The organism is Pantoea sp. EKM10T (genome assembly GCF_011800685.1).
In the GTDB taxonomy this organism is placed as follows: Bacteria; Pseudomonadota; Gammaproteobacteria; order Enterobacterales; family Enterobacteriaceae; genus Pantoea; species Pantoea agglomerans.
In genome coordinates, this window is sequence record NZ_JAALEU010000002.1 from 537,446 (window position 1) to 562,854 (window position 25,409).

Annotated in this window: 28 protein-coding genes and 2 tRNA genes; 13 read left to right on the forward strand and 17 right to left on the reverse strand. The window is 55.5% G+C overall.

Annotation, left to right across the window (positions count from 1 at the left end):
* Positions 1 to 48: 48 nt before the first annotated feature.
* Complete coding sequence (gene helD, locus HFD95_RS06035; protein ID WP_167429952.1) at positions 49 to 2,103, forward strand: DNA helicase IV; 2,055 nt, start codon at positions 49 to 51, stop codon at positions 2,101 to 2,103.
* 1 nt (position 2,104) lies between these two features.
* Here the strand turns inward: helD and mgsA are convergent, their stop codons facing one another.
* Complete coding sequence (gene mgsA, locus HFD95_RS06040) at positions 2,105 to 2,563, reverse strand: methylglyoxal synthase (protein ID WP_010246657.1); 459 nt, start codon at positions 2,561 to 2,563, stop codon at positions 2,105 to 2,107.
* Positions 2,564 to 2,632: 69 nt separating this feature from the next.
* Positions 2,633 to 3,274, reverse strand: a complete 642-nt coding sequence (locus HFD95_RS06045; protein WP_010669788.1) for a DUF2057 family protein — start codon at positions 3,272 to 3,274, stop codon at positions 2,633 to 2,635.
* 176 nt (positions 3,275 to 3,450) lie between these two features.
* On the opposite strand from HFD95_RS06045, the gene HFD95_RS06050 reads away from it, so the two are divergent.
* Positions 3,451 to 3,870 carry a CoA-binding protein gene (locus HFD95_RS06050; RefSeq protein ID WP_010669789.1) on the forward strand — a complete coding sequence of 140 codons (420 nt, stop codon included), beginning with the start codon at positions 3,451 to 3,453 and terminating at the stop codon, positions 3,868 to 3,870.
* Between the two features lie 31 nt (positions 3,871 to 3,901).
* Here HFD95_RS06050 and hspQ read toward each other — a convergent pair whose 3' ends face one another.
* Both hspQ and rlmI read right to left on the reverse strand, forming a co-directional pair.
* Positions 3,902 to 4,219, reverse strand: coding sequence for a heat shock protein HspQ (gene hspQ, locus HFD95_RS06055; RefSeq protein ID WP_010246651.1), 318 nt, complete (start codon positions 4,217 to 4,219; stop codon positions 3,902 to 3,904).
* Between the two features lie 59 nt (positions 4,220 to 4,278).
* A complete protein-coding gene (rlmI, locus tag HFD95_RS06060; protein WP_167429953.1) occupies positions 4,279 to 5,469 on the reverse strand; it encodes a 23S rRNA (cytosine(1962)-C(5))-methyltransferase RlmI in 1,191 nt (396 codons plus the stop codon).
* Positions 5,470 to 5,554: 85 nt separating this feature from the next.
* Here rlmI and yccX point away from each other — a divergent pair, with 85 nt between their 5' ends.
* Positions 5,555 to 5,833 (forward strand): acylphosphatase, encoded by a 279-nt coding sequence (gene yccX / locus HFD95_RS06065; protein WP_010246647.1) that lies wholly within the window; start codon positions 5,555 to 5,557, stop codon positions 5,831 to 5,833.
* Here yccX and HFD95_RS06070 read toward each other — a convergent pair whose 3' ends face one another.
* Positions 5,834 to 6,160 carry a TusE/DsrC/DsvC family sulfur relay protein gene (locus tag HFD95_RS06070; protein WP_010669791.1) on the reverse strand — a complete coding sequence of 109 codons (327 nt, stop codon included), beginning with the start codon at positions 6,158 to 6,160 and terminating at the stop codon, positions 5,834 to 5,836.
* 104 nt (positions 6,161 to 6,264) lie between these two features.
* Positions 6,265 to 6,918, reverse strand: coding sequence for an FtsH protease modulator YccA (yccA, locus tag HFD95_RS06075; RefSeq protein ID WP_003850014.1), 654 nt, complete (start codon positions 6,916 to 6,918; stop codon positions 6,265 to 6,267).
* Positions 6,919 to 7,138: 220 nt separating this feature from the next.
* Here yccA and HFD95_RS06080 point away from each other — a divergent pair.
* The 3 genes from HFD95_RS06080 (at position 7,139) to agp (ending at position 9,356) form a co-directional block, all read left to right on the forward strand.
* A tRNA-Ser gene (locus tag HFD95_RS06080) sits at positions 7,139 to 7,226 on the forward strand.
* A gap of 67 nt (positions 7,227 to 7,293) precedes the next feature.
* Positions 7,294 to 7,381 (forward strand) — tRNA-Ser (locus HFD95_RS06085).
* Positions 7,382 to 7,652: 271 nt separating this feature from the next.
* Complete coding sequence (agp, locus tag HFD95_RS06090) at positions 7,653 to 9,356, forward strand: bifunctional glucose-1-phosphatase/inositol phosphatase (RefSeq protein ID WP_181955253.1); 1,704 nt, start codon at positions 7,653 to 7,655, stop codon at positions 9,354 to 9,356.
* 65 nt (positions 9,357 to 9,421) lie between these two features.
* Here the strand turns inward: agp and HFD95_RS06095 are convergent, their stop codons facing one another.
* From HFD95_RS06095 to wrbA, 3 genes are read right to left on the reverse strand one after another with little or no spacing between them, the layout of a single operon-like run.
* On the reverse strand, positions 9,422 to 10,795 hold the full coding sequence (locus tag HFD95_RS06095) for an NAD-dependent succinate-semialdehyde dehydrogenase (RefSeq protein WP_033785555.1): 1,374 nt from the start codon (positions 10,793 to 10,795) through the stop codon (positions 9,422 to 9,424).
* Positions 10,796 to 10,848: 53 nt separating this feature from the next.
* Positions 10,849 to 11,079 carry a YccJ family protein gene (locus tag HFD95_RS06100; RefSeq protein ID WP_010669794.1) on the reverse strand — a complete coding sequence of 77 codons (231 nt, stop codon included), beginning with the start codon at positions 11,077 to 11,079 and terminating at the stop codon, positions 10,849 to 10,851.
* A 20-nt stretch (positions 11,080 to 11,099) separates the two neighbouring features.
* Positions 11,100 to 11,699, reverse strand: a complete 600-nt coding sequence (wrbA, locus tag HFD95_RS06105; RefSeq protein WP_022625914.1) for an NAD(P)H:quinone oxidoreductase — start codon at positions 11,697 to 11,699, stop codon at positions 11,100 to 11,102.
* Between the two features lie 300 nt (positions 11,700 to 11,999).
* Here wrbA and HFD95_RS06110 point away from each other — a divergent pair, with 300 nt between their 5' ends.
* Positions 12,000 to 12,173 (forward strand): general stress protein, encoded by a 174-nt coding sequence (locus tag HFD95_RS06110; RefSeq protein ID WP_010246636.1) that lies wholly within the window; start codon positions 12,000 to 12,002, stop codon positions 12,171 to 12,173.
* A gap of 96 nt (positions 12,174 to 12,269) precedes the next feature.
* Positions 12,270 to 13,184 carry a DMT family transporter gene (locus tag HFD95_RS06115; protein WP_010669796.1) on the forward strand — a complete coding sequence of 305 codons (915 nt, stop codon included), beginning with the start codon at positions 12,270 to 12,272 and terminating at the stop codon, positions 13,182 to 13,184.
* 4 nt (positions 13,185 to 13,188) lie between these two features.
* Here the strand turns inward: HFD95_RS06115 and rutG are convergent, their stop codons facing one another.
* The 6 genes from rutG to rutA are packed head-to-tail and all read right to left on the reverse strand — an operon-like array spanning position 13,189 to position 18,128.
* Positions 13,189 to 14,517 (reverse strand): pyrimidine utilization transport protein G, encoded by a 1,329-nt coding sequence (gene rutG, locus HFD95_RS06120; protein ID WP_167429955.1) that lies wholly within the window; start codon positions 14,515 to 14,517, stop codon positions 13,189 to 13,191.
* Between the two features lie 46 nt (positions 14,518 to 14,563).
* Entirely contained in the window at positions 14,564 to 15,079 is a 516-nt protein-coding gene (gene rutF / locus HFD95_RS06125) for an NADH-dependent FMN reductase RutF (RefSeq protein WP_029518970.1), read from the reverse strand.
* Between the two features lie 19 nt (positions 15,080 to 15,098).
* Positions 15,099 to 15,908: a pyrimidine utilization protein D gene (rutD, locus tag HFD95_RS06130; protein ID WP_167429956.1), complete on the reverse strand. Its 810-nt coding sequence runs from the start codon at positions 15,906 to 15,908 to the stop codon at positions 15,099 to 15,101.
* Positions 15,908 to 16,303 carry a pyrimidine utilization protein C gene (rutC, locus tag HFD95_RS06135; RefSeq protein ID WP_022625912.1) on the reverse strand — a complete coding sequence of 132 codons (396 nt, stop codon included), beginning with the start codon at positions 16,301 to 16,303 and terminating at the stop codon, positions 15,908 to 15,910. Before rutC ends, rutD begins: the two co-directional genes overlap by 1 nt.
* Before the next feature lie 20 nt (positions 16,304 to 16,323).
* Positions 16,324 to 17,037 carry a pyrimidine utilization protein B gene (gene rutB, locus HFD95_RS06140; protein WP_010246624.1) on the reverse strand — a complete coding sequence of 238 codons (714 nt, stop codon included), beginning with the start codon at positions 17,035 to 17,037 and terminating at the stop codon, positions 16,324 to 16,326.
* Positions 17,037 to 18,128: a pyrimidine utilization protein A gene (gene rutA, locus HFD95_RS06145; protein WP_010669800.1), complete on the reverse strand. Its 1,092-nt coding sequence runs from the start codon at positions 18,126 to 18,128 to the stop codon at positions 17,037 to 17,039. The genes rutB and rutA overlap by 1 nt, the downstream gene beginning before the upstream one ends.
* 306 nt (positions 18,129 to 18,434) lie before the next feature.
* Here rutA and rutR point away from each other — a divergent pair, with 306 nt between their 5' ends.
* Both rutR and HFD95_RS06155 read left to right on the forward strand, forming a co-directional pair.
* Positions 18,435 to 19,070, forward strand: a complete 636-nt coding sequence (gene rutR / locus HFD95_RS06150; RefSeq protein ID WP_003849991.1) for an HTH-type transcriptional regulator RutR — start codon at positions 18,435 to 18,437, stop codon at positions 19,068 to 19,070.
* A gap of 38 nt (positions 19,071 to 19,108) precedes the next feature.
* A complete protein-coding gene (locus HFD95_RS06155; protein ID WP_010246619.1) occupies positions 19,109 to 20,083 on the forward strand; it encodes a metal-dependent hydrolase in 975 nt (324 codons plus the stop codon).
* Between the two features lie 47 nt (positions 20,084 to 20,130).
* On the opposite strand, the gene cycA is transcribed toward HFD95_RS06155, so the two are convergent.
* A complete protein-coding gene (cycA, locus tag HFD95_RS06160; protein WP_010246617.1) occupies positions 20,131 to 21,525 on the reverse strand; it encodes a D-serine/D-alanine/glycine transporter in 1,395 nt (464 codons plus the stop codon).
* Between the two features lie 286 nt (positions 21,526 to 21,811).
* On the opposite strand from cycA, the gene HFD95_RS06165 reads away from it, so the two are divergent.
* The 3 genes from HFD95_RS06165 to HFD95_RS06175 all read left to right on the forward strand — a co-directional run bounded on the left by HFD95_RS06165 (position 21,812) and on the right by HFD95_RS06175 (position 25,133).
* Positions 21,812 to 22,507 carry an extensin family protein gene (locus tag HFD95_RS06165; RefSeq protein WP_167429957.1) on the forward strand — a complete coding sequence of 232 codons (696 nt, stop codon included), beginning with the start codon at positions 21,812 to 21,814 and terminating at the stop codon, positions 22,505 to 22,507.
* A gap of 1,169 nt (positions 22,508 to 23,676) precedes the next feature.
* Positions 23,677 to 24,399 carry a transcriptional regulator SdiA gene (gene sdiA, locus HFD95_RS06170; protein WP_045140567.1) on the forward strand — a complete coding sequence of 241 codons (723 nt, stop codon included), beginning with the start codon at positions 23,677 to 23,679 and terminating at the stop codon, positions 24,397 to 24,399.
* Between the two features lie 122 nt (positions 24,400 to 24,521).
* Complete coding sequence (locus tag HFD95_RS06175; protein WP_029518973.1) at positions 24,522 to 25,133, forward strand: acyl-homoserine-lactone synthase; 612 nt, start codon at positions 24,522 to 24,524, stop codon at positions 25,131 to 25,133.
* 35 nt (positions 25,134 to 25,168) lie between these two features.
* On the opposite strand, the gene HFD95_RS06180 is transcribed toward HFD95_RS06175, so the two are convergent.
* Positions 25,169 to 25,393, reverse strand: a complete 225-nt coding sequence (locus HFD95_RS06180) for a DUF2594 family protein (protein WP_003849983.1) — start codon at positions 25,391 to 25,393, stop codon at positions 25,169 to 25,171.
* Positions 25,394 to 25,409 lie beyond the last annotated feature (16 nt).

Below are 25,409 nucleotides of genomic sequence, written 5' to 3' on the forward strand. Positions count from 1 at the left end.
CTGACAGGTAAACTCCCCCTAATCCTATTCTCTGACGTTGGTGTCGGCGTGGAACTGAAAGCAACCTCGATGGGCAAACGGCTTGCCCAGCATCCTTATAATCGTGTCCGTTTGATGGCGGCAGGCGTCGAAGTCAGCGGCGATAAGCATGAGTATCTGATCCCCTTTAACCAGTTACTGGATATCGCCTGCAAGCGCGGGCTGGTGTGGGGCGAGCTGGAGTTTTTGCTGGCCGATGAAAAAGTGGTCCGCCTGCATGGCACGGAATGGCAGGAAACGCAGCGCTTTCACCACTATCTGCTGCAGGCCTGGCAGAGCTGGAGTCTGGAGATGAGCGCAGTGTGCCGCGAGGTGCTGCAGGCGCTACGCGACGAAATCGAGGCGTTTGGCGCGCAGGATCGCTGGCTGAACCGCCACGAGTTGCAGGCGCTGAAAACCAACATCCTCAAACAGTTCGATGCATTGCCGATGCCGCTCTCCCGCTTAAAAGATTTTGCTGACTGCCGGGATAACTGGCAATTCTGTCAGCGCTGGCTGGAGCAGGGTGAAACGGCGTTGCGGCAGCGAAACCGCGACTGGACGGCCGCCATGCTCACCCGCTATCAGGATTTCTTTGCCAGCGTCGAGAGCACGCCACTCAATCAGTCGCAATGTGAGGCGGTGGTTAATGGCGAGAATTCTCTGCTGGTGCTGGCAGGCGCGGGCAGCGGTAAAACCTCGGTGCTGGTGGCTCGTGCAGGCTGGTTAATGCAGCGCAAGCTGGCCAGCGCCGATCAAATCCTGTTACTGGCATTTGGCCGCCAGGCGGCTGAAGAGATGAACGCACGTCTCCAGTCGCGGCTCTCCGCCGCTGACATCCAGGCGCGGACTTTCCATTCTCTGGCACTGCATATTATTCGTGAAGGCAGCAATAAGCAGCCGGTTATCAGCAAACTTGAGAGTGATGCCGATGCGCGTCGCACGCTGCTGATCCAGCAGTGGCGGCAGCAGTGCCATGAGAAGAAGGCGCAGGCAAACGGCTGGCGTCAGTGGCTGCGTGATGAACTGGAGTGGGAGTTGCCCGAGGGGCCATTCTGGGAGGACGACAGGCTGGCAAACCGGCTGGCGTCACGGCTGGAGCGCTGGCTTGGTCTGATGCGCATGCATGGCGGCGCGCAGGCAGCGATGATCGCCGACGTGCCCGAAGAGATCCGCGATCTCTTCAGTAAGCGCATTAAACTGATGGCACCGTTGCTGAAAGCGTGGAAGAGCGCATTAAAAGAGGAGGGCGCGGTCGATTTCTCAGGTCTGATTCACCAGGCGATTGCCATTCTGGAAAAAGGACGGTTTATCAGTCCGTGGAAACACATTCTGGTGGATGAATTCCAGGATATCTCGCCTCAGCGTGCCGCGTTGCTGAGCGCATTACGCCAGCAGAATAAGCGTACTGCACTGTTTGCTGTTGGTGATGACTGGCAGGCCATCTACCGCTTTAGTGGGGCGGAGATGACGCTGACGACGGCATTCCATCACTATTTTGGTGAGGGAGACCGCTGCGTACTGGACACAACCTACCGTTTTAACGACTGCATCGGCGACATTGCTAACCGGTTTATACAACAGAACCCGCAGCAGCTGGCAAAACCGCTGAACAGCATTACCAAAGGCAATAAAAAGTCGATTTCGCTGCTGGCGCAGGATCAGCTGGAAGCCTTGCTGAACAAACTCAGCGGTTACGCGAAGCCTGATGAGCGAATTTTGCTGTTGGCGCGTTATCACTATCTGCGGCCGGATTTACTGGATAAAGCCAGAACCCGCTGGCCAAAGCTCAATCTGGAATTTATGACGATTCATGCCAGCAAAGGTCAGCAGGCGGATTACGTCATTTTGCTGGGATTACAGCAGGGTAAAGAGGGCTTCCCGGCAGAGGCGCGCGAATCGATTATTGAACAGGGCTTATTACCGCAGCCAGAAGCGTTCCCTGATGCAGAAGAGCGCCGTCTGGCCTATGTGGCACTGACGCGTGCGCGTCAGCAGGTTTTTCTGATGTTCGATAAGGCAGCGCCGTCACCGTTTGTCGATCACTTCCGCGAGCTGGGTGTGCCGGTGCTGCGTAAAGCCTGAGTTACTTCAGACGATCGGCCAGATAGCGCTGATAGTCGGGGATCATAATCTCTACACTTTGCGCAAACAGTGGCGACTGAATGATAAAGTCAGCCGTGGACCGGTTAGTGGCTACCGGGATATTCCATACGGTAGCCAGACGCAGCAGTGCTTTGACATCCGGATCGTGCGGCACTGCGTTGAGTGGATCCCAGAAAAAAATCAGTGCATCGATCTTCCCTTCCGAAATCAGCGCACCCACCTGCTGATCGCCGCCCATCGGGCCGCTCAGCATGGCTGTCACATTCAGACCCGTATCGCGATTGATCAGATTCCCGGTAGTGCCGGTGGCATAGAGGATGTGCGATTCCAGCGCGGGCTGGTTTTGTTTCACCCAGTCAAGCAGGGCGGCTTTGCAGTGGTCGTGGGCGACCAGCGCGATATGTTTTGTGGTGCCGAGGGTACGAACAGTCTGTTCCATAAAGGCGTCCTGGTAAGGCTCATGCGCAAGAAGAGAGAGCATGAGTGTACCTCTGGCCTTTCGACTCTATCAACTCGTACGTAGCATTTTGACCAGCGTCAGAAGCTGCTGACGCGTGGCTTCATCGAAGCGGTGAAACCAGCGGTGCAGCGAGGGCAGTTCGGCCTGAGTAGTCCAGTCCAGATCGGCGGTAAGCCGGACGGAAGAGGGCGTAGCAGAAGGGGTATTTGCAAACCGCGGCACAGAGGCAATCTGGCGGGTGCGATTATAATTCAGCATCGCTTTTTCCATATCTGCGGATGTGGTGACCGGCAGGTGGTCGCGCACGCTGGTAATCTCCGTGCCTTTTTCATCCACCAGCTGAAAGTTCAGGCTGCGGTCAAAATGATAACGCTCGCGTTTTGTCTCCAGCGCAGGCAACCGAATGGTAATGGTTTTGGCAACCGCGGTGAACGTGACGATCATCGGTACCGACTGATAAGCGATGACGTTCTCATTCTGACCTTTGCGCTGCTGCTCTACCCGAAACAGAAACTGATGCTGACCGCGGTCCAGCTCCAGGCTGTCTGCACCTTTGAGAAGGGAGCCTGAAATTTTTCGACCATCCAGCACCAGCAAATCGATCTGAGGATCGAGCTTTAATGTGATGGCAGAACAGGACGCCGAAACGAGGAGGGTAATTAACCCCGTTACAGCCAGCGACAGCTTCATTTCAACTCCGGTAACTGAAGACACAAAGGATGGTGTGTAGCAAATTCTTACATTATGGCAGTTAATTTACATTTAAACATATTTATTCGTGCGCGGGTTCAATTAATTTCGCTGAGGACTTACCCGCTAAAGGGCACGCCAATCTACACTCAACACTGGCCTGAAAGGAGTTAAACATGAACGATCAGACAATTCGTGAGGTGCTGACGCGCACCCAACGTATCGCCTTAGTCGGAGCAAGCGATCGCCCCGAACGTCCCAGTTACGGTGTGATGAAATATCTGCTCGACCAGGGATATGAGGTGATCCCGGTCAGCCCGAAACTGGCAGGGAAAACGCTGCTGGGGCAGCAGGGGTATGCCAGCCTGGCGGATGTACCGGGCAAGATTGATATGGTGGATGTCTTTCGCAATTCTGAAGCCGCGTGGGGCGTGGCGCAGGAGGCTATCGCCGTGGGGGCAAAAACATTATGGCTGCAGCTGGGTGTGATTAATGAGCAGGCGGCGGTACTGGCACAGGATGCGGGCATGACGGTGATTATGGATCGCTGCCCGAAGATTGAAATTCCGCGTCTGGGAATAACGCGTCAGAAATGATGAGTGTGGCGGCAGAGCGTGCCGCCACGGATTAATGTCGCAGATGAGGTGCCTGTAATTGCTGACGTACCGATGCTGCCAGCTCATCCATTGAAGGCTGCTCAGGGTGTTCAATGCTGGTTTCGCCGGAAAGCTGAATCTCAGCAACATAGGTATGTACCTGATCGCCTTCCTCATCTTCCATCACCACATGATACCAGGGCGCGGTGCGCATTTTCTCTTCCGCGCCAACATCTTCAATTTTAGGCTCATCTAACGAGTATTCAGGATCGACATCGACGATAACGCCCAGTACGCCGGACAAACGATGACGAACCTGCTGACCAATACCAAATTTACTGGCAATCATTGTGACCTCCGAAAAAAAAGCTCTCTTACCAATATGGGGGCAGGAGCCGTTTTTTCAAGTCACATGACGCGGCAGGCGAAACCTTTCAGGTAGAGACCTTCCGGATAGCTGGCGATCACCGGATGATCTGCGGCCTGGCGGAACTGCTCAATAAACTGCACTTCACGGCCCGCATCCAGCGCGGCATCGGCGATGATCTTCTGGAACAGATCGGTGGCCATCAGACCGGAGCAGGAGAAGGTCATTAATATGCCGCCCGGATTCAGTAACTGAATGGCGAGCATATTAATGTCTTTATAGCCGCGACAGGCGCCCATCAACTGGCTTTTGTTTTCGACGAACTTTGGCGGATCCATAATGATCAGATCAAATTTCTCGCCACTGTCACGATAACGGCGCAGCAGTTTGAAAACATCATCACGCTCAAATTGCGCGCGGGAGAGATCCAGCTCATTGAGTTCAACGTTCTGACGGGCAACGTCCAGCGCCTCCTGGGAGGTATCCACGCTGATCACCTCTTTACAGCCACCCATCAGCGCCGAAACCGCGAATCCACCGGTGTAAGAGAAGCAGTTAAGGACGCGGGCATCCTGTGCGTAACGACGCGTGGCGAGACGGCTGTCACGCTGATCAAGGTAATAGCCGGTTTTGTGACCGCCCTGGATATCCACCAGCAGCTTCATGCCATGTTCAGTAATCGGCAGCAGCGGCGGCGGCAGTTCACCGGTAACGGTGCCCTGCGTCAGCGCCAGACCCTCTTTCTTACGAACGGCGACGTCAGAACGGTCATAGATGGCGCAGCCAGGGAAACAGTGCTGCAGGGCGGTGATGATCGCTGCACGCTGATATTCCGCGCCAGCCGAGAGCAGCTGCATCACTAAAAAGTTGCCAAAGCGGTCAATGGTGACGCCCGGTAAACCATCAGATTCACCGGCGATCAGGCGATAGCTGTCCAGACCATCGCGGACCGCCAGCCATTCGCGCCACTGCTGCGCCTGTTCAAACCGGCGGACAAAGAAGGCGATATCGATGGATTCATCGGCCTGCCAGCTCCAGACGCGGGCGCGGATCTGCGACTCGGGTGAATAAGCGGCGCGAGCCAGCCATTTACCGTTGCTGTCACAAACGTCAATGGTTTCACCCAGTTGCGCTTTACCTTCCAGACGCGCAACGGCACCTGAAAAGACCCATGGATGGCGACGGAGCAGGGACTTTTCACGTCCCTTTGCGAGAATCAATCTGACTGTCATAGTTTGCTATGCTTACCTGAAAAAATGAGGCGCCATTGTCCGGTGGATAACGGGAAATTGCAACGAACAGCAGCAGGAGAGAATAATGTCAGCAGCCTGTTTTAAAGCATGGGTTCATGGCCGCGTCCAGGGCGTCGGGTTTCGTTACAGTACTCAGGCAGAAGCCAGGACGCTGGGCGTACTGGGCTATGCGCGAAATCTGGATGACGGTAGTGTCGAGGTGCTGGCCTGGGGTGAGGCGGAGCAGGTCGATGCGCTGATCGCCTGGCTTAAAGCGGGCGGGCCACGCAGCGCGCGCGTTGAAAAGGTGCTGGTGGAGCCGCACCAGCCCGCAGAGCCGCCCCGCGATTTTACGACCGGTTAATTACAGACATTTCGCCGGTTTAGGCAGGCCGGCGATTTTCGTCGCCTGTTTAGCCGGCCCTTCAGGGAACAGGCGAAACAGATAGCGGCTATTACCTTTCTCTTCGCCATATTTCTGCGCCATCGCCTTCACCAGCATTCGCACGGCAGGGGAGGTGTTATATTCCAGATAAAAGGCGCGCACAAAATGGACCACTTCCCAGTGTGCTTCGGTCAGGGTCAGGCCTTCCTGCTCAGCGATGTGGACAGCCAGTGCTTCACTCCAGTCGCCGGGATGCTTCAGATAGCCTTCGGCATCGACGGCGATTTCGTTACCGTTAAAATTCACGTGACATCCTCTTAGTAAATGACGGCGCAGTTTATCAAACCTGGCGGGCAGTAAAAGCAAAAACCCCGCCGAAGCGGGGTTTTACAGGCTACTGTTACTGCGGATTAGTTACTGCGGGCAAACCCCAGCAGGCTCAGCAGGCTGACAAAGATGTTATAGAGCGAAACATAGAGGCTGACCGTCGCCCGGATGTAGTTGGTTTCGCCACCGTGAATGATGTTGCTGGTTTCCCACAAAATCGCACCAGCTGAAAACAGAATGAACAGGGCGCTGATGGCCAGATGCAATGCAGGCAGCTGCAGGAAGATGTTGGCTACCACAGCAACCAGCAACACGACGAAACCTGCCATCATCATGCCGCCGAGGAAGGACATATCACGACGGGTGGTCAGCACGTAAGCCGAACAGCAGAAGAACACCAGCGCCGTGCCGCCCAGCGCCAGCGCTATCACGTCACCCATGCCTGCGGTTAAGAATGAGCTCAGGATAGGCCCCAGGCAATAACCCAGGAAGCCGGTAAAGGCAAAAGCGGCCAGAATGCCCATCGGGCTGTTAGCCAGACGGTAGGTTAAAAACATCAAGCCATAGAAGCCAACCAGCATCAGGATTAAACCCGGCGCAGGCAGGGCCAGCAGGGTGCTGGCGGTAGCCGTAACGGCTGAGAAGGCCAGAGTCAGTCCGAGAAGAAAATAGGTATTGCGCAGAACTCTGTGCGTAGACAGCAATGAGGACTGCGATGAGGTGACAATTCTTTCCATGTTGCGCTCCTTTAAGCAGAACACCAAATATGTGCCGAGAATACGCAGGCCATTAAAGAGGGAAAAGGCGTTTTACCCTTCTTTACGCGCTAAACTGCTAATTGTTTGAGCAGAGTGGCGATTTTGACACCGAAAAATCACAATCTGGCTGTTTTTCAGGCGAATAGACAGATAGGTGCTTTACATCCCTAAACGGGGTGTTTATAGTGCGCGTCATTGCGGAGGGGTGGCCGAGCGGCTTAAGGCAGCGGTCTTGAAAACCGCCGATGGGAAACCATCCGAGAGTTCGAATCTCTCCTCCTCCGCCACTTTATCTGCCCTGGGCAATAAAGCGGCAAAAATAAGTGTTTTGCCAATGCAGTACAGTTTCAAAACGGAGGGGTGGCCGAGCGGCTTAAGGCAGCGGTCTTGAAAACCGCCGATGGGAAACCATCCGAGAGTTCGAATCTCTCCTCCTCCGCCACATTTTACAGGCCAGCACGCAGTGCTGGCCTGTTTCGTTTCTGCTCTCTCTGTAACTTCTTCCTGTCTGAAAAAAGCGTGCCACTCTCTGTGACGCGTGGCTGCGCATTCATCTCTCCGGTGCATCTCTGCTATAGTCCACTCACCGTTTTTGCAAACATCTGGCGCTTTTCTGAGGCGAGCTGAGTTACACTGTTGATTACATCGCTCTGAGGCGAGCTAATCGGTTGATAGCCAGAGTGTTTCTTTACTGAATGAATGGAATAGGCACAATGATCAAGAAACTGAGTCTTTGCGCATTGTCAGTGCTCGCTGCATTGCCGGTCGGAACGGTAGCATTTGCTGCTGAGGGTGATATGCAGCTGCAACAGGTGCTGATGTTAAGTCGTCACAATCTGCGTGCACCGCTGGCTGATAATGGCAGCGTGCTGGCGCAGTCGACCAAAAAGAGCTGGCCGCAGTGGGATGTTCCCGGCGGACAGCTGACCACGAAAGGTGGTGTGCTGGAAGTCTACATGGGTAACTACACCCGTCAGTGGCTGGCACAGCAGGGCCTGGTAAAGAACGGCAGCTGTCCTGACAGCAATAACGTCTTTGTTTACGCCAACAGCCTGCAGCGCACTGTGGCCACCGCCCAGTTCTTTGTTAATGGCGCCTTCCCGGGCTGTGACGTCGCTGTTTCTCATCAGGATGAAATGGGTTCCATGGATCCTATCTTCAATCCGGTTATCACAGATGGCAGTGAAGCATTCAATAAGAAAGCGCTGGCTGAGATGGCCGCTGCGAATGAAAAACTGTCGCTGAAGCCTGCCTTCCAGCGCCTGGAAAAGATTGTTGACTACAAAGCATCGCCTGCCTGCAACAATAAAAAGCAGTGCGACCTCAGCAGTGGTCAGAACACCTTCAGCGCTGAAAATGGTAAAGAACCGAATGTCAGTGGCCCGCTGAAAACGGGGAATTCCCTGATGGATGCGTTCACGCTGCAATATTACGAAGGTTTCCCGCTGGATCAGGTTGCATGGGGCCAGATCAAAACGCCTGAGCAGTGGAAAGAGCTGTCAGCGATTAAAAATGGTTACCAGGACGCGCTGTTTACCAGCCCGGACATTTCCCGTGAAGTGGCGGCACCGCTGGTGGACTACATCCGCAGTCAGTTAGTGGATCAGGACAAAGCCAACGCGCCAAAAATTACGCTGATGGTAGGCCATGACTCAAACATCGCCTCGCTGCTGAGCGCGTTGCAGGTCAAGCCTTATGAACTGCCTGATACCTTCGAAAAAACGCCGATTGGCGGTCAGGTTGTTTTCGAACGCTGGCATGATGCGAAAAATGATAAAGACCTGCTCAAAGTTGAGTATGTCTATCAGAGCGCCGATCAGCTGCGCAACGCAGACGTGCTGAGCCTGAAGAACCCACCGAAGCGCGTTACGCTGCAGCTGGCGGGTTGTGAGACCGATGCAAACGGCTATTGCAGCTGGGATCAGTTCTCTCAGGTGCTGAATGCTGCGTTGCAGGGCACGCCAATGCAGCCAGTGGCGGCACCACAACCGGCAGCCCAGTCTGACGACGACAGTGCGAAAGCCGCAGCGACCAATGACGCTGCTGCTGATAAGGCTGAAGCGGATAAAGCGACCGCGGCGAAAGAGAAGGCTGACGCCGATAAAGCTGCCGCTGAGAAGTCTGAAGCGGATAAAGCCGCCGCTGAAAAAGCAAAAGCGGACAAGGCAGCAGCCGATAAAGCTGCAGCCGAGAAGGCAAAAGCGGACAAGGCAGCAGCCGATAAAGACGCCGCTGAGAAGGCAAAAGCGGACAAGGCAGCAGCGGATAAAGCCGCCGCTGAGAAAGCGAAAGCGGACAACGCGGCAGCGAAATCAGCCAGTGCCGATAAAGGTGCGGCTGACCAGGCTAACGCCTCGAACACGCCTGCAACAGCGCACAACGACGAATCAAAGTCAGCAGCTGTGGCAACACAGTAATCGTGCTATCCCGCTGATAATAAAAAACCCCGTCGAGACGGGGTTTTTTTATGGCTGTAAGGCGATTAACCCGCCACGACCACCAGTTTCTGGTTAGCAAACTCTTTGATACCCAGATCAGACAGCTCACGGCCATAACCTGAACGTTTCACGCCACCAAAGGGCAGCTCCGCTGAGGTGTCGCTCTGGGAGTTGATAAACACCATGCCGGTTTCAATGGCAGAGGCCAGTTTACGACCGCGTGCAATATCGCGTGTCCAGACCGAGCCGCCCAGACCATAGTGAGAGTCGTTCGCCAGCGCCACAGCCGCCTGATCGTCACCTATGACATAAACCTGCGCGACCGGACCGAAGAACTCCTGATAATAGGCGGGATTATCCGGGGTAATGCCAGTGAGAATGGTTGGCTGATAGTAGCAACCTGCACCGTCAACGGCTTTGCCGCCTGTAACCAGTTTTGCGCCATTGGCGACGGCTTCGTCTACCTGTTTCACCAGGCGGTCACGCGCGTCAGCGGAGGAGAGCGGGCCAAGCGTAGTCTTCTCATCCAGCGGATCGCCCAGCGTAGCGGAACTCAGTGCAGCGCTGAACTGGCTGATAAAGCGATCGGCAATCTTCTCGTGCAGAATAAAACGTTTTGCGGCGGTACAGACCTGTCCGCAGTTGCTGAGGCGAGCCTGCACGCCCTGACGTACCGCTTCATCAAGATCGGCATCATCCAGCACCACAAACACGTCATTGCCACCCAGCTCCAGCGTCGATTTCTTAAGATGCTTACCGGCCTGCTCAGCCACGGCGCTGCCCGCGCGCTCGGATCCGGTCAGAGCGACACCCTGTACGCGGTCGTCAGCAATCAGATCGGCGACCTGATCGGTGGAGATGAACAGGTTAGTCCAGGCCCCTTCAGGTGCACCCGCTTCACGAACCAGCTTCTCAAAGACATCGGCACAGTGCGGCACGATATTGGCATGTTTTGCCAGCACGGGGTTACCCAGCGCCAGGTTAGGTGCCAGCACGCGCATCAGCTGATAGTAAGGGAAGTTCCACGGCTCGACGGCGACTAAAACGCCAATCGGGTGATACTCAACCCAGGCTTCGCCCAGATCGCTGGGATAGGACTGCGGCTGCAGAATACGTTCCGCATTCTCTGCGTAGTAGCGGGCAATCTGCGAGCAGATTTTCACTTCTCCGCGGCTCTGACCAATCAGTTTACCCATCTCTTTACTGGCGATGGTGGCCAGTTCTTCCGCGCGGCTATCAATCAGGTCAGCCAGTTTTTTCAGTACCTGCAGACGCGGCTGAATATCACCTTTGCTCCATGAAGAATGGAAAAGGCGATCGGCCACTTCGAGGGCATGGCTGGCGGCGGCTTCATCGTGTGACGGCCAGCTTTTCAGCAACTGGTTGTTTGCGGGATTAATGCTTTGATAGGAAGACATAGCGTACTCCTTGGTGAGCTAAAAATTGAGGGCGGGAAAGTCCCGCCCCTGAATCAGACGTTCTTACGTTCTACGGGCTTGTCATCCCAGGTCAGGAGATCTTTATCGGTTTTTTCAAAGGCGCGAATCAGCACGTCATCACTGCCTTGCTGACGCCAGATCTCTTCTGCCAGTTTTTCATCGTAATTGGCCACTTCGAAAATGGCCTCGGCAATTTCAGGGGAGGTATGACGCAGACTTGCCCATTCGCCAACGTGATGTGCTTTTGATTGTTCAGTAGACATACTTTTCTCCTTTGATTAAATCAGTCCTGCAGTTTGACGGTCAGTCCGGCCACATGTTCGCCCTGAAAACGGGCGATATTCAGTTCCGCTTCGGTAGGCTGACGCGAACCATCGCCGCCCGCCAGGGTGGTGGCTCCATAAGGCGTGCCACCGCGAACCTGTGAAATATCGAACAACTCTTTGGTTCCGTAGCCGATTGGCACAATCACCATGCCGTGATGCGCCAGGGTGGTCCAGACAGACGTGATGGTCTGTTCCTGTCCGCCGCCGGTGCCGGTTGAAGTAAAGACGCTGGCAACCTTGCCAAACAGCGCGCCTGACGCCCAGAGTCCGCCGGTGCGATCCCAGAATGTCCGCATCTGTCCGGCCATGTTGCCGAAGCGGGTCGGGGTACCGACGATAATCGCGTCATAGTGCGGCAGCACCTCAGGCGTGGCTTCTGCTGCCTGCTGATCGGTTTTGCCGCCCACCTGTGCAAAGCGATCGGCCTCCATCGTTTCTGGTACCCGCAGGATATCCACTTCCGCGCCGGGAACCCGACGAGCGCCTTCTGCAACCGCATTCGCCATTGTTTCGATATGTCCGTACATCGAGTAGTAGAGCACCAGAATCTTAGCCATTGATCTCTCCAGATGGTTTTGACGTCCAGAAAAAGTATAGAAGAGCTTTCGTTTTACGCAGGCGATGCCGAAGCCGGAACGGAGGAGTCGGGCAATAAATCAGCAGCTAATCGGTTGTAAGTCGGCAGAGTGTTCGTTGTTTAGCCAAATTTCTGGTGATTACTCTGTTGCTAAATGTGACTGGCGGACGAGTGAAAGGATAATCTGGCTATTATTTAAACATGGGCTGAGCTCGGGTTTCGGGCCGTCAGCCCTCTGTTTTTAATTCTTAATTATCGCACTACGCGACAGGAGCAAATCATGACAACACATCGTGGGGGTTCTGGAAATTTTGCTGAAAACCGTGAACGTGCCGCAGAAGCGGGACGTAAAGGGGGAAAAAACAGCGGCGGTAATTTTAAAAACGATCCGCAGCGCGCCGCGCGTGCCGGGGAGAAAGGGGGACGCAGCAGTCCTAAAAAACCGGACGCATAACCCCACACTGCCGCCGGTTGAGACCGGCGGTTAACGTCGTTGCTTTTCCCCCTCGCTCTCCCCACAATATTGTCCGGACACATCATCAGGTGAATTATGTCGGACACACTCCGCGGTTTAACCCTGCGCCTGACGCGGCAGGAGCTAGTATTACTTTTCATAACCATGATCTGGGGCGGCACCTTTCTGGTGGTGCATCGTGCGATGCAGCACTCCGGCCCGTTCTTCTTTGTCGGCCTGCGTTTTGCCACCGCCGCGCTGCTGCTGGCGCTCTTTTTCCGCCGCTATCTGGCAGGCATGACCTGGCTGGAGGTGAAAGCGGGTGCGCTGATTGGCCTGTCGATCGCCGGGGGCTATGGTCTTCAGACGTGGGGAATGCAGACCATCTCCAGCAGTCAGTCCGCCTTTCTCACCGCGCTCTATGTCCCTGTCGTGCCGTTGCTGCAATGGCTGTTTCTGCGCCGTCCGCCGGGATTGATGTCGTGGCTGGGGATTGTACTGGCGTTTACCGGCCTGCTGCTGGTGGCCGGGCCGCAGGATGGTCGCATCACTCTGAATGCGGGTGAAATAGCGACGCTGATCAGTACCCTGGCGATCGCCGCCGAGATCATCTTAATCAGCCGCTACGCCGGTAAGGTCGATGTGCGCCGTGTGACCCTGATCCAGCTGGCGGTGGCGTCGCTGTGCGCCTTTGGTCTGATGATCCCCAATGGGGAAACGGTGCCTGCCATCTCAACGCCGCTGCTGCTCAGCGCGCTGGGGCTGGGTGCGGCCAGCGCCCTGATTCAGGTCACCATGAACTGGGCGCAACGCAGCGTTTCGCCGACCCGCGCTACGGTGATTTATGCCGGGGAACCAGTCTGGGCCGGCGTCGTGGGGCGTATTGCGGGTGAGCGCCTGCCTGCGCTGGCGTTGCTGGGCGGCGCGCTGATCGTCTGCGGGGTGATCGTCAGTGAGCTGCGGCTGAAACGAAAAAAAGCGGTGCAGCCTGCTGCCACACCGCTGGAGTAGGTCGTTAACCCTGCTGTCGCGCCAGGGGCTTGTCCTGCTTTGCCGCACTGCGTCGGCGCAGAATCGCATTGAGGATAATCGCGCCAAAGGTGGCGGTACCGATACCCCCCAGCGTGAAAGAACCGATTTTCAGCGCGAAATCACCGGCACCGAGCACCAGTGTGGTCGCCACCATGATCAGGTTACTGTTCTGGCCTAAATCAACATGGTTCTGTACCCAGATGCGTGCACCTGCTACCGCAATCAGCCCGAACACCACAATGGATGCGCCGCCAATCACCGGGGCAGGAATGGTGTGGATCAGCGCACCAAACTTCGGCGAGAAACCGGCGAGGATGGCGATGACCGCCGCGGCGACAAACGCCAGCGTAGAGTAGACTTTGGTCACCGCCATCACCCCGATATTTTCGGCATAGGTGGTAACGCCACTGCCGCCGATCGATCCGGAGAGCATGGTGGCCAGGCCATCGCCAACAAAAGCGCGTCCCATGTAAGGATCGAGATTGCGTCCGGTCATGCCCGCCACCGCTTTCAGATGCCCGAGGTTTTCAGCCACCAGAATGATCGCCACCGGGGCGATCAGCACCATCGCCTGCAGATCAAAGGTGGGTGCAGTGGTGTGCGGCAGACCAAACCAGGCAGCCTGTGACAGCATCGTAAAATCGACCGGCTTACCCAGCCCCAGACCGTTGGTCAGCAGTGCATAGATCGCCCAGGCCAGAATCAGGCCGACCAGAATCAGCAGTCGCTGAATCATCCCGTGGGTAAATACCGCTACCAGACCAATGCAGAGTACGGTCATCACCGCAACCCAGCTGTCGAACGACGAGGCGGAGACGCTGTGAACCGCAATCGGGGCCAGATTCAGCCCGATAGCCATCACCACTGCACCGGTCACGACCGGCGGCATCAGATTTTCAATCCAGCGCGTGCCGGAATTCATCACCACCAGACCAATCAGCGTGTAGAGCAGGCCGCAGGCGATCACGCCGCCCAGCGCCACGCTGAGATTGGGATTCAGCCCCTGACCGCTGAAGCCGGTTACCGCAATGACCACGCCGACAAAGGCAGCGCTCGACCCGAGATAACTGGGCACCCGACCGCCGGTGATAAAGAAGAACAGCAGCGTGCCTATACCCGAGACCAGAATGGCCAGATTGGGATCCAGCCCCATCAGCAGGGGCATCAGCACCGTTGCGCCAAACATCGCTACCGCATGCTGTAAACCCAGCACCAGCGTCTGCCCCAGAGGCAGGGTCTCATCCGGGGCGATAATACCGTTTTCTGTTAATGCCGACTTCTTTTGCCATTGCGGAAACCAGGATCGTGCCATCGTCTACTCCAGAGCGTTATGAATGCCGGTGGGATTCAGGGAAGCGTTAACAGGCATCCTGCCGCAACAGGGGATGGTATCCCCGGTCAAACCACGCCAGACCGTGGGTGTCATCATTGCGCACTAACCCCACGACTTCGCAGAACAGCGTGTCATGCGTACCGACGCTGACAATCTGAGTAATGCGGCAGTCAAAGGACGCGACGGCGCCGCTCAGCACTGGCGAGCCGGTCACGGCCGTTGACCACTCAGCGGCAATAAAACGATCAGCCATTGGCGTTTTGCCGCCGAACAGATTGGAGAGCGTTTCATGGCCCGCCGCCAGCGTATTGACGCAGAGCTGCATATTTTCGCGGAACACCGGGTAAACCGAGGCAGAGCGGTTAAGGCAGACCAGCAGCGTCGGCGGCGAATCCGTGACGCTGCACACCGCCGAGGCCGTAAAGCCTGCGCGTCCGGCCGGGCCTTCAGTGGTGATGATGTTGACCGCAGCACCCAGCCGCGACATCGCATTACGAAACTCAGTTTTCTCAACGGCAGGGGTAAGGGTATCCAGGCTCATCGTGTTCTCCGCGAAAAGGTTATCCGACGACGCGCTGCAGCGGCTGCACGTCATCAGTCTGATCCAGCCACAGCAGCAGCAGGGCATTAAAGTTTTCGGGGGCGGTGACGCTCATGGCGTGGCCGCCCCAGGCCATCATCTGTTCAGTCGCATTGGGCAGGGCCGCGGCCAGCTCAGTGGAGCAGCTCCACGGCACCAGCAGATCGTCCTGGCTGGCGATCACCAGCACCGGTTGTGGAATGGCAGCAGCCCGCGCGCTGAAGTCGGCGCTCATCAGGGCGTGCAGCCGCCGCATCAGATTTTCCATCCCCTGAAAATGTGCGACGTGATGGCTATCTTCCTGATCCAGCCGTGTCTGATGCTGTGCCATCCACTCCGCAGGATAGAGAAACAGCGGCTGAGCGCGGACAAATGCCTCGACGCCGACGTTGAGCAGCAGGTCCTGACGTACCTGAAAGCAACGACGGGTATGGGGATGCAGCGTCAGCCAGCCATTGATCACCGCGATCCGTTCGATCCGTTCCGGATAATCCAGCGCCAGCTGCATCCCCATCAGACCGCCCAGCGCGTGACCGATCAGGCTGAAGCGCAGGATGCCGTGCTGCGCCAGCGCGGCGGCCAGTTCCGCCGCCATCATCGCCATGCTGTAGCCTTCCGGCAGGCTGTCAGCGCTGCGACCGGTGCCGCGCTGGTCATAGGTCACCACCCGATAGCGTGCCGTTAGCGCGGCCAGCTGCGGCTGCCAGAAACCCGCCACGCCGCCCAGACCGGATGAGAGCACCAGTGTCGGTGCATCGGGATTTTGCAGACCCAGAATATCCAGCTGCATCAGACCTCCGCTTTGCCGATGTGCGCCACGCTGGCGATCTCAATCAGCGCATCAGGCTTGACCAGACCGCACTGAATACAGAAGCGCGCCGGTTTTTCGCCGGGAAAGTACTCGGCATAAACCTGATTGACCGCGGCGTAGTTCGACCAGTCGGTGATAAAAATCGAATTAAACGTCACATCGGTCATGCTGCCACCGGCGGTCTCGATCACCTTTTTAATGGTTTCCAGCACGTGGCGGGTCTGCGCTGCGGCATCACCCACATGCACCACGTTGTTGTCAGCATCAAACGGCAGCGTACCCGAGACATAGACCACGCCATCCGCCAGCGTGCCGGGAACGAACGGGGCGATGGGGGTGGAGGTGCCTGGCGGAACAATAATACTTTTCGGCATAGCGTCGTCCTCTTCGTGGATTAGCGGGCATTCAGGCTTTCGCAGAAGGTATCGACATCCGATACCCAGCCAAAAAAGGTTTCGATATTGAACAGGGCAGCCTGCTGAGCAAAGGGCGGGCCGGCCTGATAAGTGGCGTCTTCCAGCACCACGCCGAAGTACTCCAGAAAGAAGCCGTCGCGCAGCGTCGATTCAACGCAGACGTTGGTGGCGATGCCGGTAAACATCAGATGACGGATCCCGCGGCTGCGCAGCATGCTGTCGAGCGGGGTGTTATAGAAGCCGCTGTAACGCGATTTCGGCAGCACGATGTCACCGGGCTGTGGCACCAGTTCATCGACCAGCGCGTAATCCCAGCCGCCTTTCGACAGCAGCGACCCCTGCAGTTCAGGCCGTTTACGCATGGTTTTCAGGGCATTCGATTTGTGGAAATTGGGGGAACCGGCGTCGCCCGCTTCTACATAGTCACTGTCCCAGCCGTTCTGGAACCAGATGATCTGGACACCTGCCGCACGGGCTGCCGTCACCGCCTGATGGATTTTCGCAATCACCGGCTTGGTGGCGGAAACATCGAAGCCCGCCAGATCGAGATAGCCGCCTTCAGTGGCGTAGGCGTTCTGCATATCCACGACAATCAGCGCGGTCTGGCCAGGCGGAAAGGCGATCGGCTCTGGCCGCGCCGGCAGTTCAACCTGGGGAACATCCGGCGTGTGAGCACAATAAACAGTAGCCATCATGCCACCTCCTGCTGTGCGTCGAGCAGGGCGCTGCGACAGGCCATCAGCGGCTGAATGTGCTGCCCGAAGTTCTCGATACCCTGCAGGAAGTCATCAAACGTCAGCAGCACGCCGTGGGTGCCTTCGACCTGCGCAACCTCATCCAGCATCCGCGCCACGCTGGCATACGACCCCACCAGGGTGCCCATATTGATATTGACTGCCGAGGTCGGATCCGCCATCTGGCGCACATTGGTGTCGCTGCCCGATTTGGTGTCCTGCTGACTCTGAGTGGTGAGCCAGGAGAGCGCCTCTTCATCCGCACCGGCTTTGTAGTGTTCCCACTTCGCCCGCGCTTCTTCGTCCGTTTCAGCAGCGATGATCATAAACAGCACATAGGAGCCGACATCGCGGCCCGCTTTTTCAGCGGCCTGCTTCATGCGAATCGAGGTAGAGCTGAACGCGGCAGGCGTGTTAACACCTTTACCAAAGCAGAAGTTGTAATCGGCGTGCTGAGCAGAGAAGGCCATACCGGCATCGCTCTGTCCGGCGCAGATCACCTTCATCGGGCGCTGCGGCTGCGGACTCACGCGGCAGTCGTTCATGGTGAAGAACTCACCTTTAAAGTCCGATTTTCCGGTGCCCCACAGATCGCGCAGCACGGTAACGTATTCGGTCAGATAAGCGTAGCGGCTGCTGAAGTACTCATCGCCAGGCCACATACCCATCTGTTCATATTCCGGTTTCTGCCAGCCGGTCACCAGGTTGACGCCAAAGCGACCGCCTGAAATGGAATCGATGGTGGAGGCCATGCGCGCCACAATCGCCGGAGGCAGCGTCAGGGTGGCGGCGGTGGCGTAGATCTCAATGCGTGATGTCACGGCGGCCAGGCCTGCCATCAGGGTGAACGATTCGAGATTATGATCCCAGAACTCGGTTTTTCCGCCGAAGCCGCGCAGTTTGATCATCGAGAGCGCAAAATCGAAATGGTAATGCTCTGCTTTCAGCACGATCGCTTTGTTCAGTTCAAAAGTCGGCATGTACTGCGGCGCATTGGACGAAATCAGCCAGCCATTGTTACCAATCGGAATAAAGACGCCTATCTTCATGTGAAACCTCGTTGCGATGGGGGAAAGGTGTTTCACGCGCTGCACTGCATCCTGCATCGTCCGTGTGGGCCGCGCTCAGTCACAATTCTGCAAACTGTGTGCCACTTTTTTTATTGTTTTAAATAACAGTAAGTTAAAATTAACCCGAAAGAGGTAAGTGGAGTAACTGGTCCATTTCAGACCGTCTGGTCAAAATTCGCTGCACGTTTTCCATGCAGGCTGAGCAAAAAAGGTGCAGGGCGCGGATTGGGCAGCGATGAATCCCTTTGCTATGATGCGCTGACACCAGAAGGATGAGGTAAACGTGTGAATACCGATGAAAAAAAGCCAACGCGACGTTCGCGTGCGGTCGCAGCGAAGCGGGCCGCCATACTGGAAGCGGCATTAACCTTCTTCTCACAGTTTGGCATTCACGGCACCAGCCTCGATAAGGTGGCCGAGCTGGCCGATGTCTCTAAAACCAATCTGCTCTACTATTTTCCCTCTAAAGAAGTGCTGTATGTGGCAGTGCTTAAGCAGATTCTGGATGTCTGGCTGGCACCGTTGCGCGCGCTGGCGCACGATCAGGATCCATTGGTCGCGATTCGTCGCTACATCCGGCTGAAGCTGGAAGTGTCGCGCGATCATCCTCAGGCTTCCCGGCTCTTCTGTCTGGAGATGCTGCAGGGTGCTCCGCTTCTGAAAGGGGAGCTGGCAGGCGATCTTAAGCAGCTGGTGGATGACAAAGCGGCAATTATTGAACGCTGGATTGATGAAGGACGACTGGCAGGCGTACAGCCGCAGCATCTGATCTTTATGCTGTGGGCCACCACGCAGCATTACGCCGATTTTGCCACTCAGGTTGAGGCCGTTACCGGCCAGACGCTCAGCGATCCGGCGTTTTTCGATCAGGCTGTTGATAACGTGCAGCGCATGATCATCGAAGGGATTCGCGTACGCTAATTCAGGATACATCCACGGTTCAGGTACGGAGTTAATCAATGGATTCTGTTTCGCAACTGGTGCTGGGTGCCTCAGTCAGTGTCGCAGTGATGGGACGTCGGGTGCCGGTCTGGCAGGCCGCGCTGGTGGGCGGCGTCTGCGGCACCTTACCCGATCTCGATGTCTTTCTTGATCATGGCGATGCGATACGCAACATGACCCTGCATCGCACGGAAACGCATGCGCTGCTCTGGCTCACGCTGCTCTCGCCACTGATTGCATGGCTGGTGGCGGGTCTGTTTCGCCAGCGGGTGAAGTGGGCAGCATGGTGGCCTGCCATCTGGCTGGCGCTGATTACCCATCCGCTGCTCGATTTGATGACGGTGTATGGCACCCAGCTTGGCCTGCCGATCACCGATTATCCTTATGCCATCGGCAGTATCTACATCGTCGATCCACTCTATACCCTGCCGCTGCTGGCAGGCCTGGGCGTCGCGCTCTGGCGGCGCAGTGATAAAGGGCTGCGCGGAAACCGGCTCGGGCTGATGCTGAGTACCCTTTATCTGGTCTGGAGTGTGGTGATTCAGGGCGTCGCAGGCTGGCAGATCAGAGCGTCGCTGGCGGAGCAGGGTATTCCGGACAATAAAGTGCTGGTGACGCCCACGGCCTTTAATACGCTGGTATGGCGCAGCGTGATTATGACGCCGGATCGCTATGGCGAAGTTTACTGGTCGCTGTTGTCGCCCTCACGGCCACTGCAGGTAGCGTGGTATCCGCGTCATCCTGAACTGTTCGACGCTTTTCGGGGCAGCTGGTATGCAGAACGTGTCGCCTGGTTCAGCCACGGCTTCTACGCGCTGCGGGAGCAGGACGGGCAGACGACGATTGCCGACCTGCGCATGGGCGAAGGCGATAAGTATACCTTCACCTTTGGTCTGGGCACGCCTCAGCAGCCCGATCCCCGGCCGCAGCGCTTACCTTATGAACGCCCCTCTTTATCCGCCATTTTCTCTGCGCTGGGCGATCGCCTGTAAAAAAAAAGCCCGGTCATCTGACCGGGCTTTGTTCATGATATTACCGATTAGCGGCTACGACGATTACGCAGCATCCAGCCGACACCCAGCATGGCAAACCAGAGTGGCGTAACCATCAGCGCCTGGCGCGTATCTTCCTGCAGCGTCAGCAGCACCAGCACAAATGCGAAGAATGCCATGCAGACCCAGCACATGAATTTGCCCAGCGGCATCTTAAATGCCGACTCCGCATGGCGCTGCGGATGCTTTTTACGGTAGGCCAGATAGCTGCACAGAATGATGGTCCAGACGAACATAAACAGAATGGCCGAGACGGTGGTCACCAGCGTGAAGACCTTCATCACATCCGGGATCAGGTAGATCAACGCCACACCAATTAGCAGGCACAGGCAGGAGAAAAACAGGCCGGTAGTCGGCACCGCACGGGCAGAGAGTCGGCCAAAGGCGCGGCTGGCCACACCCTGCTGCGACAGGCCATAGAGCATACGGCTGGTGGAGAAGATGCCGCTGTTGGCTGAGGAGGCGGCAGAAGTCAGCACCACAAAGTTAACGATACTCGCAGCCGCAGGCAGACCAATCAGAACGAACATCTCAACAAACGGACTGCGATCGGCCATCACCTGGGTCCAGGGCGTTACCGCCATAATCACCATCAGCGCCAGCACGTAAAACATAATGACCCGCAACGGAATCGCATTAATCGCGCGCGGTAACACTTTATGCGGATTGTGGGTTTCAGCCGCTGCCGTGCCCACCAGTTCAATGCCGACAAAGGCAAACACCGCAATCTGGAAGCCGGCAAAGAAGCCGCTGAGGCCTTTCGGGAACATGCCGCCGTGATCCCAGATGTTGCTGAGTGACGCTGTGCCGCCGCCCGGTGAGGGGTAGTGAATCGATACCAGCACAATCCCGGTTACGATCAGTGCCACAATGGCGACGATTTTAATGATCGCAAACCAGAACTCCATCTCGCCAAACAGCTTGACGGTGGCAATATTGAGCGCCAGAAAAACCACCACGCAAAGCAGGGCGCTCATCCAGATCGAGAAGCCCGGAAACCAGAGCTGGAAATAGGCGCTGATTGCCACCACGTCGGCAATGCCGGTTACCACCCAACAGAACCAGTAGGTCCAGCCGGTAAAGTAGCCCGCCCACGGGCCAAGCAGATCAGCGGCAAAATCGCTAAAGGATTTGTACTCAAGGTTGGAGAGCAGCAGCTCCCCCATGGCGCGCATCACAAAGAACAGCATAAAACCGATGATCATATAGACAAAAATGATCGAGGGGCCAGCCAGGCTGATGGTTTTACCTGAGCCCATAAACAGGCCGGTACCGATAGCGCCACCAATGGCGATCAGCTGGATGTGACGATTGTGCAGATTGCGCTGGAGTTTATCGGGCGTCTCGTGGGTGCTTGCGGTTTCTTTAGATTGATCAACCATAGAATTGTCTTTCCTGTCGTGATGTTGTGTTCAGCTCTGCTGGCTGTTAGTCAAGGCGTCTGCCTGAGGGCAAGTCGGCATAAGATAGAGGAAGAGAGCCGGAATCGGGTAACGCTTTTTTACCAATTGTGATGCCTGCCGTCCCGGAAGCGGCAATAAAGCGCGATTTTGTTCAAACCTTCGTCAGCCTGGGTAATTATTCATCACGTTATGTCAGTCAGGCGGCGTGAAGGGCGATGCGCTTCTACACTTTTTGTTTGCTAATCATCATGCTGCGAGAGGGACTATGCGCACGCTTATCCTGTTTTTGCTATTGCTTGCGCTGGGATGGGTCAGCTTACCCTGGCTTAAGCAGCATCTGCCGCCGCAGTTTAATCCCTTTACGCCACTCTCTGTTACCGATCCGCCGGGCTGGATGACGCAGATTAAGATGAAAAGGCTGGCCAGCGATCCTGACGCATGTCTGGCGGTGATGCGCCGCGCTCAACAGGCGGGCTGGGTCAGCTTCAGCGAGCGTCCGGACGTCACGGGTCACTGTCCGCTCAGTCATCCGCTGCGGGTTCAGAAATTTGGCCCGGTCAGCCTCAGCAGCAGCTTTCTGGCCAGTTGCCCTATGGCCGTCGCCAGCACCATGTATGCTCTGCGCAGTCGTGAACAGATCGCCAGAGAGTTGCACAGTCCACTGGTACGAATTACCCATGTCGGCAGTTACGCCTGCCGTAATATTTATCATCGTGCCCAGGGGCGGCTCAGTGAACATGCCACCGCCGATGCCTGGGATGTGACAGGCTTTCAGCTGGCTGATGGCCAGCGGCTTGAGGTCAGTCGTCACTGGCAACAGCCGGAAGAAAAATCGGCAATGCTTCATACGCTGTGGCGTGGCGGCTGTGAGGTATTCGGCAATGCGCTGGGGCCGGACTATAACGCCGCTCACGCCTCACATTTTCATCTGGGTATGCGTGGTGCAGGCTACTGCCGATAAATCATCAGACAGGATTAATACCGTGTTTGATTAAGAAATGTTCTTATGGTGCCAGTAAAACCCATCCAGTTATCATTGCTGAACCTGATCCCTTACTGAAATAGTCTGACAACAGGTCAGGATGCGCATAAAAAAGCCGATTTCAGGGCCATCTGTAAGAATAAAACGATGCCTGCGGGATAAAACCCTTGTGCAGATTCTCAGCCTCATTTGCTCAGCGCCTGCTGGCGGCATGATGAAATTATTTCACGGTTGCGCTGGCAGAAATAAGGGAAAGGTATCGCATAAATAAAGCGTGCGTGATTGAGAAAAGAACGGATTTTTCCTGCAAATTTATTTTCATATGATTTAGTTGCGTGACTATCGGGAAAGTGATTTAACTGATTAAAATAGAGTCAGTGCTGAGCATTACGCCATAAATAGTGATCTCCGCCACGTATTGCGGCCAGGTAGCAGAGTAAGTAAACGAGACTTTTACGAACGTGCTGTCCTGGATCAGGTATTTGCAGTCAGATAAGTCGGTAAACCACAGCAGGATGTGAATCGACGGGCACAGAGCATGGTCGGGTAGAGGAGACCAGAAAAGGTTTATTAAACAGCACATCGTTACGCTTACAGGGCTGCCACGGAAAACCGGGACAGGTCTTTCACCGGCAAGCGCGTGGCGCGGGCAGCAAGCCGGTTAGCTGCCTCAACAGACGCCACAGGGGCTGCGGGGACTTCTGACGAAACCGGTCCTGATGCTGCAAAGAGAGAGCCGGGCTTATTTCCTGATAAAAAATATGTCAGAAATTTGTCACTGCCGCTTCGCTTATAACGGAGTAATTAACGCCTTGTTTACTCGTTATTTACCCAACAATCAGCATCGCGATTCAATATTTTCAGCAGACGTTTCGGGTCTGAGATAAAATTGCACTGGAGGTCAGGGATTGAAATCCTATCAGAAAAATCTTATTCTCCTGGGGTGATTGAAATTGCTGTGATCGGCCTCACCTTGTAAAGGCAGGAACACTTTTTCACTCCGCTCCAACGGTGAAAGGTTAAATGCGCTGTAGATCGCGACAGATTCGTCCTGAACGATAAATTAATTTTCTTCTGCAAATTTATTTTATCCGATGAATCCGAATGAATATTACCGGAAGGGCGAGTGAAATTAACGCTGAGGCAATATGAGCACTGAAAATTATTTCGCCTGGCGACATGAAGCGAAAGAACAATTTCAGGCATTAACGGTTTCTTCTGAATTGAAGCCGTTATTGCAACAATTTACTGAATCATTAGGCTTCGATTATTTTGCCTTTTTGATTCAGCACCCGGTGCCTTTTAACCGACCGCGCATTCATTTACATAGCACCTATCCCAGATTATGGGTTAAACGCTATGAGAAGCAGAATTATTACGCTGTCGATCCGGTGCTCAGGTTGTGTCAGCGACCGGGCAAAGGCATGGCGTGGACGGAGGAACTCTTCGCCGACGCCGGCAATTTGTGGCATGAGGCGAGAGAATATGGGCTGCAGAGCGGATTTTCTTGCTCTGCAATGGCACCAAATCGCGTCATTGGTATATTATCTATATCGTCGCAACAGCCCATTTCTGTCCAGCTCTGCCATGCTGAGCTGGAGGTGAAACTACACCTTTTAGCGGAACTAAGTCTGGATACGCTGGAACGCTTTAGCGATGATGCAATGATGGTACTAAAAAAAGAGTTTAGTCAGCGCGAGCTGGAAATTTTGAAATGGACAGCCGAAGGAAAAACGGCGGTCGAAATTTCACTTATTTTATCCATCTCTGAACATACCGTTAACTTTCACCAAAAAAATATGCAAAAGCGTTTCAATGTTTCCAATAAAACGCAGATTGCCTGCTATGCAGCGGCAATCGGACTGATCTGAACATAAAGCAACGGCTACACTTCGCCGTTCCTTTGCACAGGTCTGTTGTCTACCCTGCGCCGGGACTTTGCCAGGCTGGCGCAAAGAAATCATTGCAAACATGGGGATGTCAGAGGCGCATGATGAAAATAGTGCAAACGCAATTAAAGGATATGCCATCCTCTTTGCTTGCCGAACTCGGCAGCTACCGATACAGCGTCTTTGCGCGCGGCGAAGGGTGGTCAATTCCGCCACGCCTGAGCACGCCAGGACAGGAATATGATCGCTACGATCGTTCAGATGTTACCTGGCTGATCGCATGGAATGCGCGGGAGGGCATCAGCGGCTGTGCGCGTCTGATGCCCTGGTTCGAACCTGAACTGAGTGAAGGCATCGTACTGCCTTTCAGCCATGAGAAAGTGTGGGAAATGTCGCGCTTCTCGGCACGGCTGGATGTGGACGCTGAACTGCCACTGAATATTCTCTGGCACGCCGTGCAGCTGGCAGAATTGAACGGTATGGAATACATCATCAGTTCGGCAACGCCGATGCTGGAGAAGATGTTTGAAGAGCATCAGGTGGTGTATGAGCCGCTGACGCCGGGACTTATTCTGTCAGAAGATAATCTGTTTGCGATCCGTATTCCGGTGGTTCAGCCAGCGCTGGCTGAAAAGTATCGGGGAACGCGGCGCTTTAGTCCGGAAGAGGTGCTGCCTACGCTGGGCGTTTCGGTTAACTGGCAGGCGCACAGTTAATTAATTTGCCCCCGCGGCTGTGGGGGCAAGCAAGCTTACTGACGGTAGGCTGTTTTGATCTGCTTAATGGTATTGCTGAATACTTCCGCCTGAGGCTTGTCGCCCAGCGTCTGTACATAGCGTTCCATGTTGATAATCACTTTGCCGGCATCAGCCTGGCCCATACCTTTCAGGATCAGGGTGATCATCATCTTCAGACCCGCGATTTCATCCGCTAATTTCCGGGCTTCCTGCGAAGTTGCAAAATCTTCATCGCTCATGCGTTTCTCCTTGGTG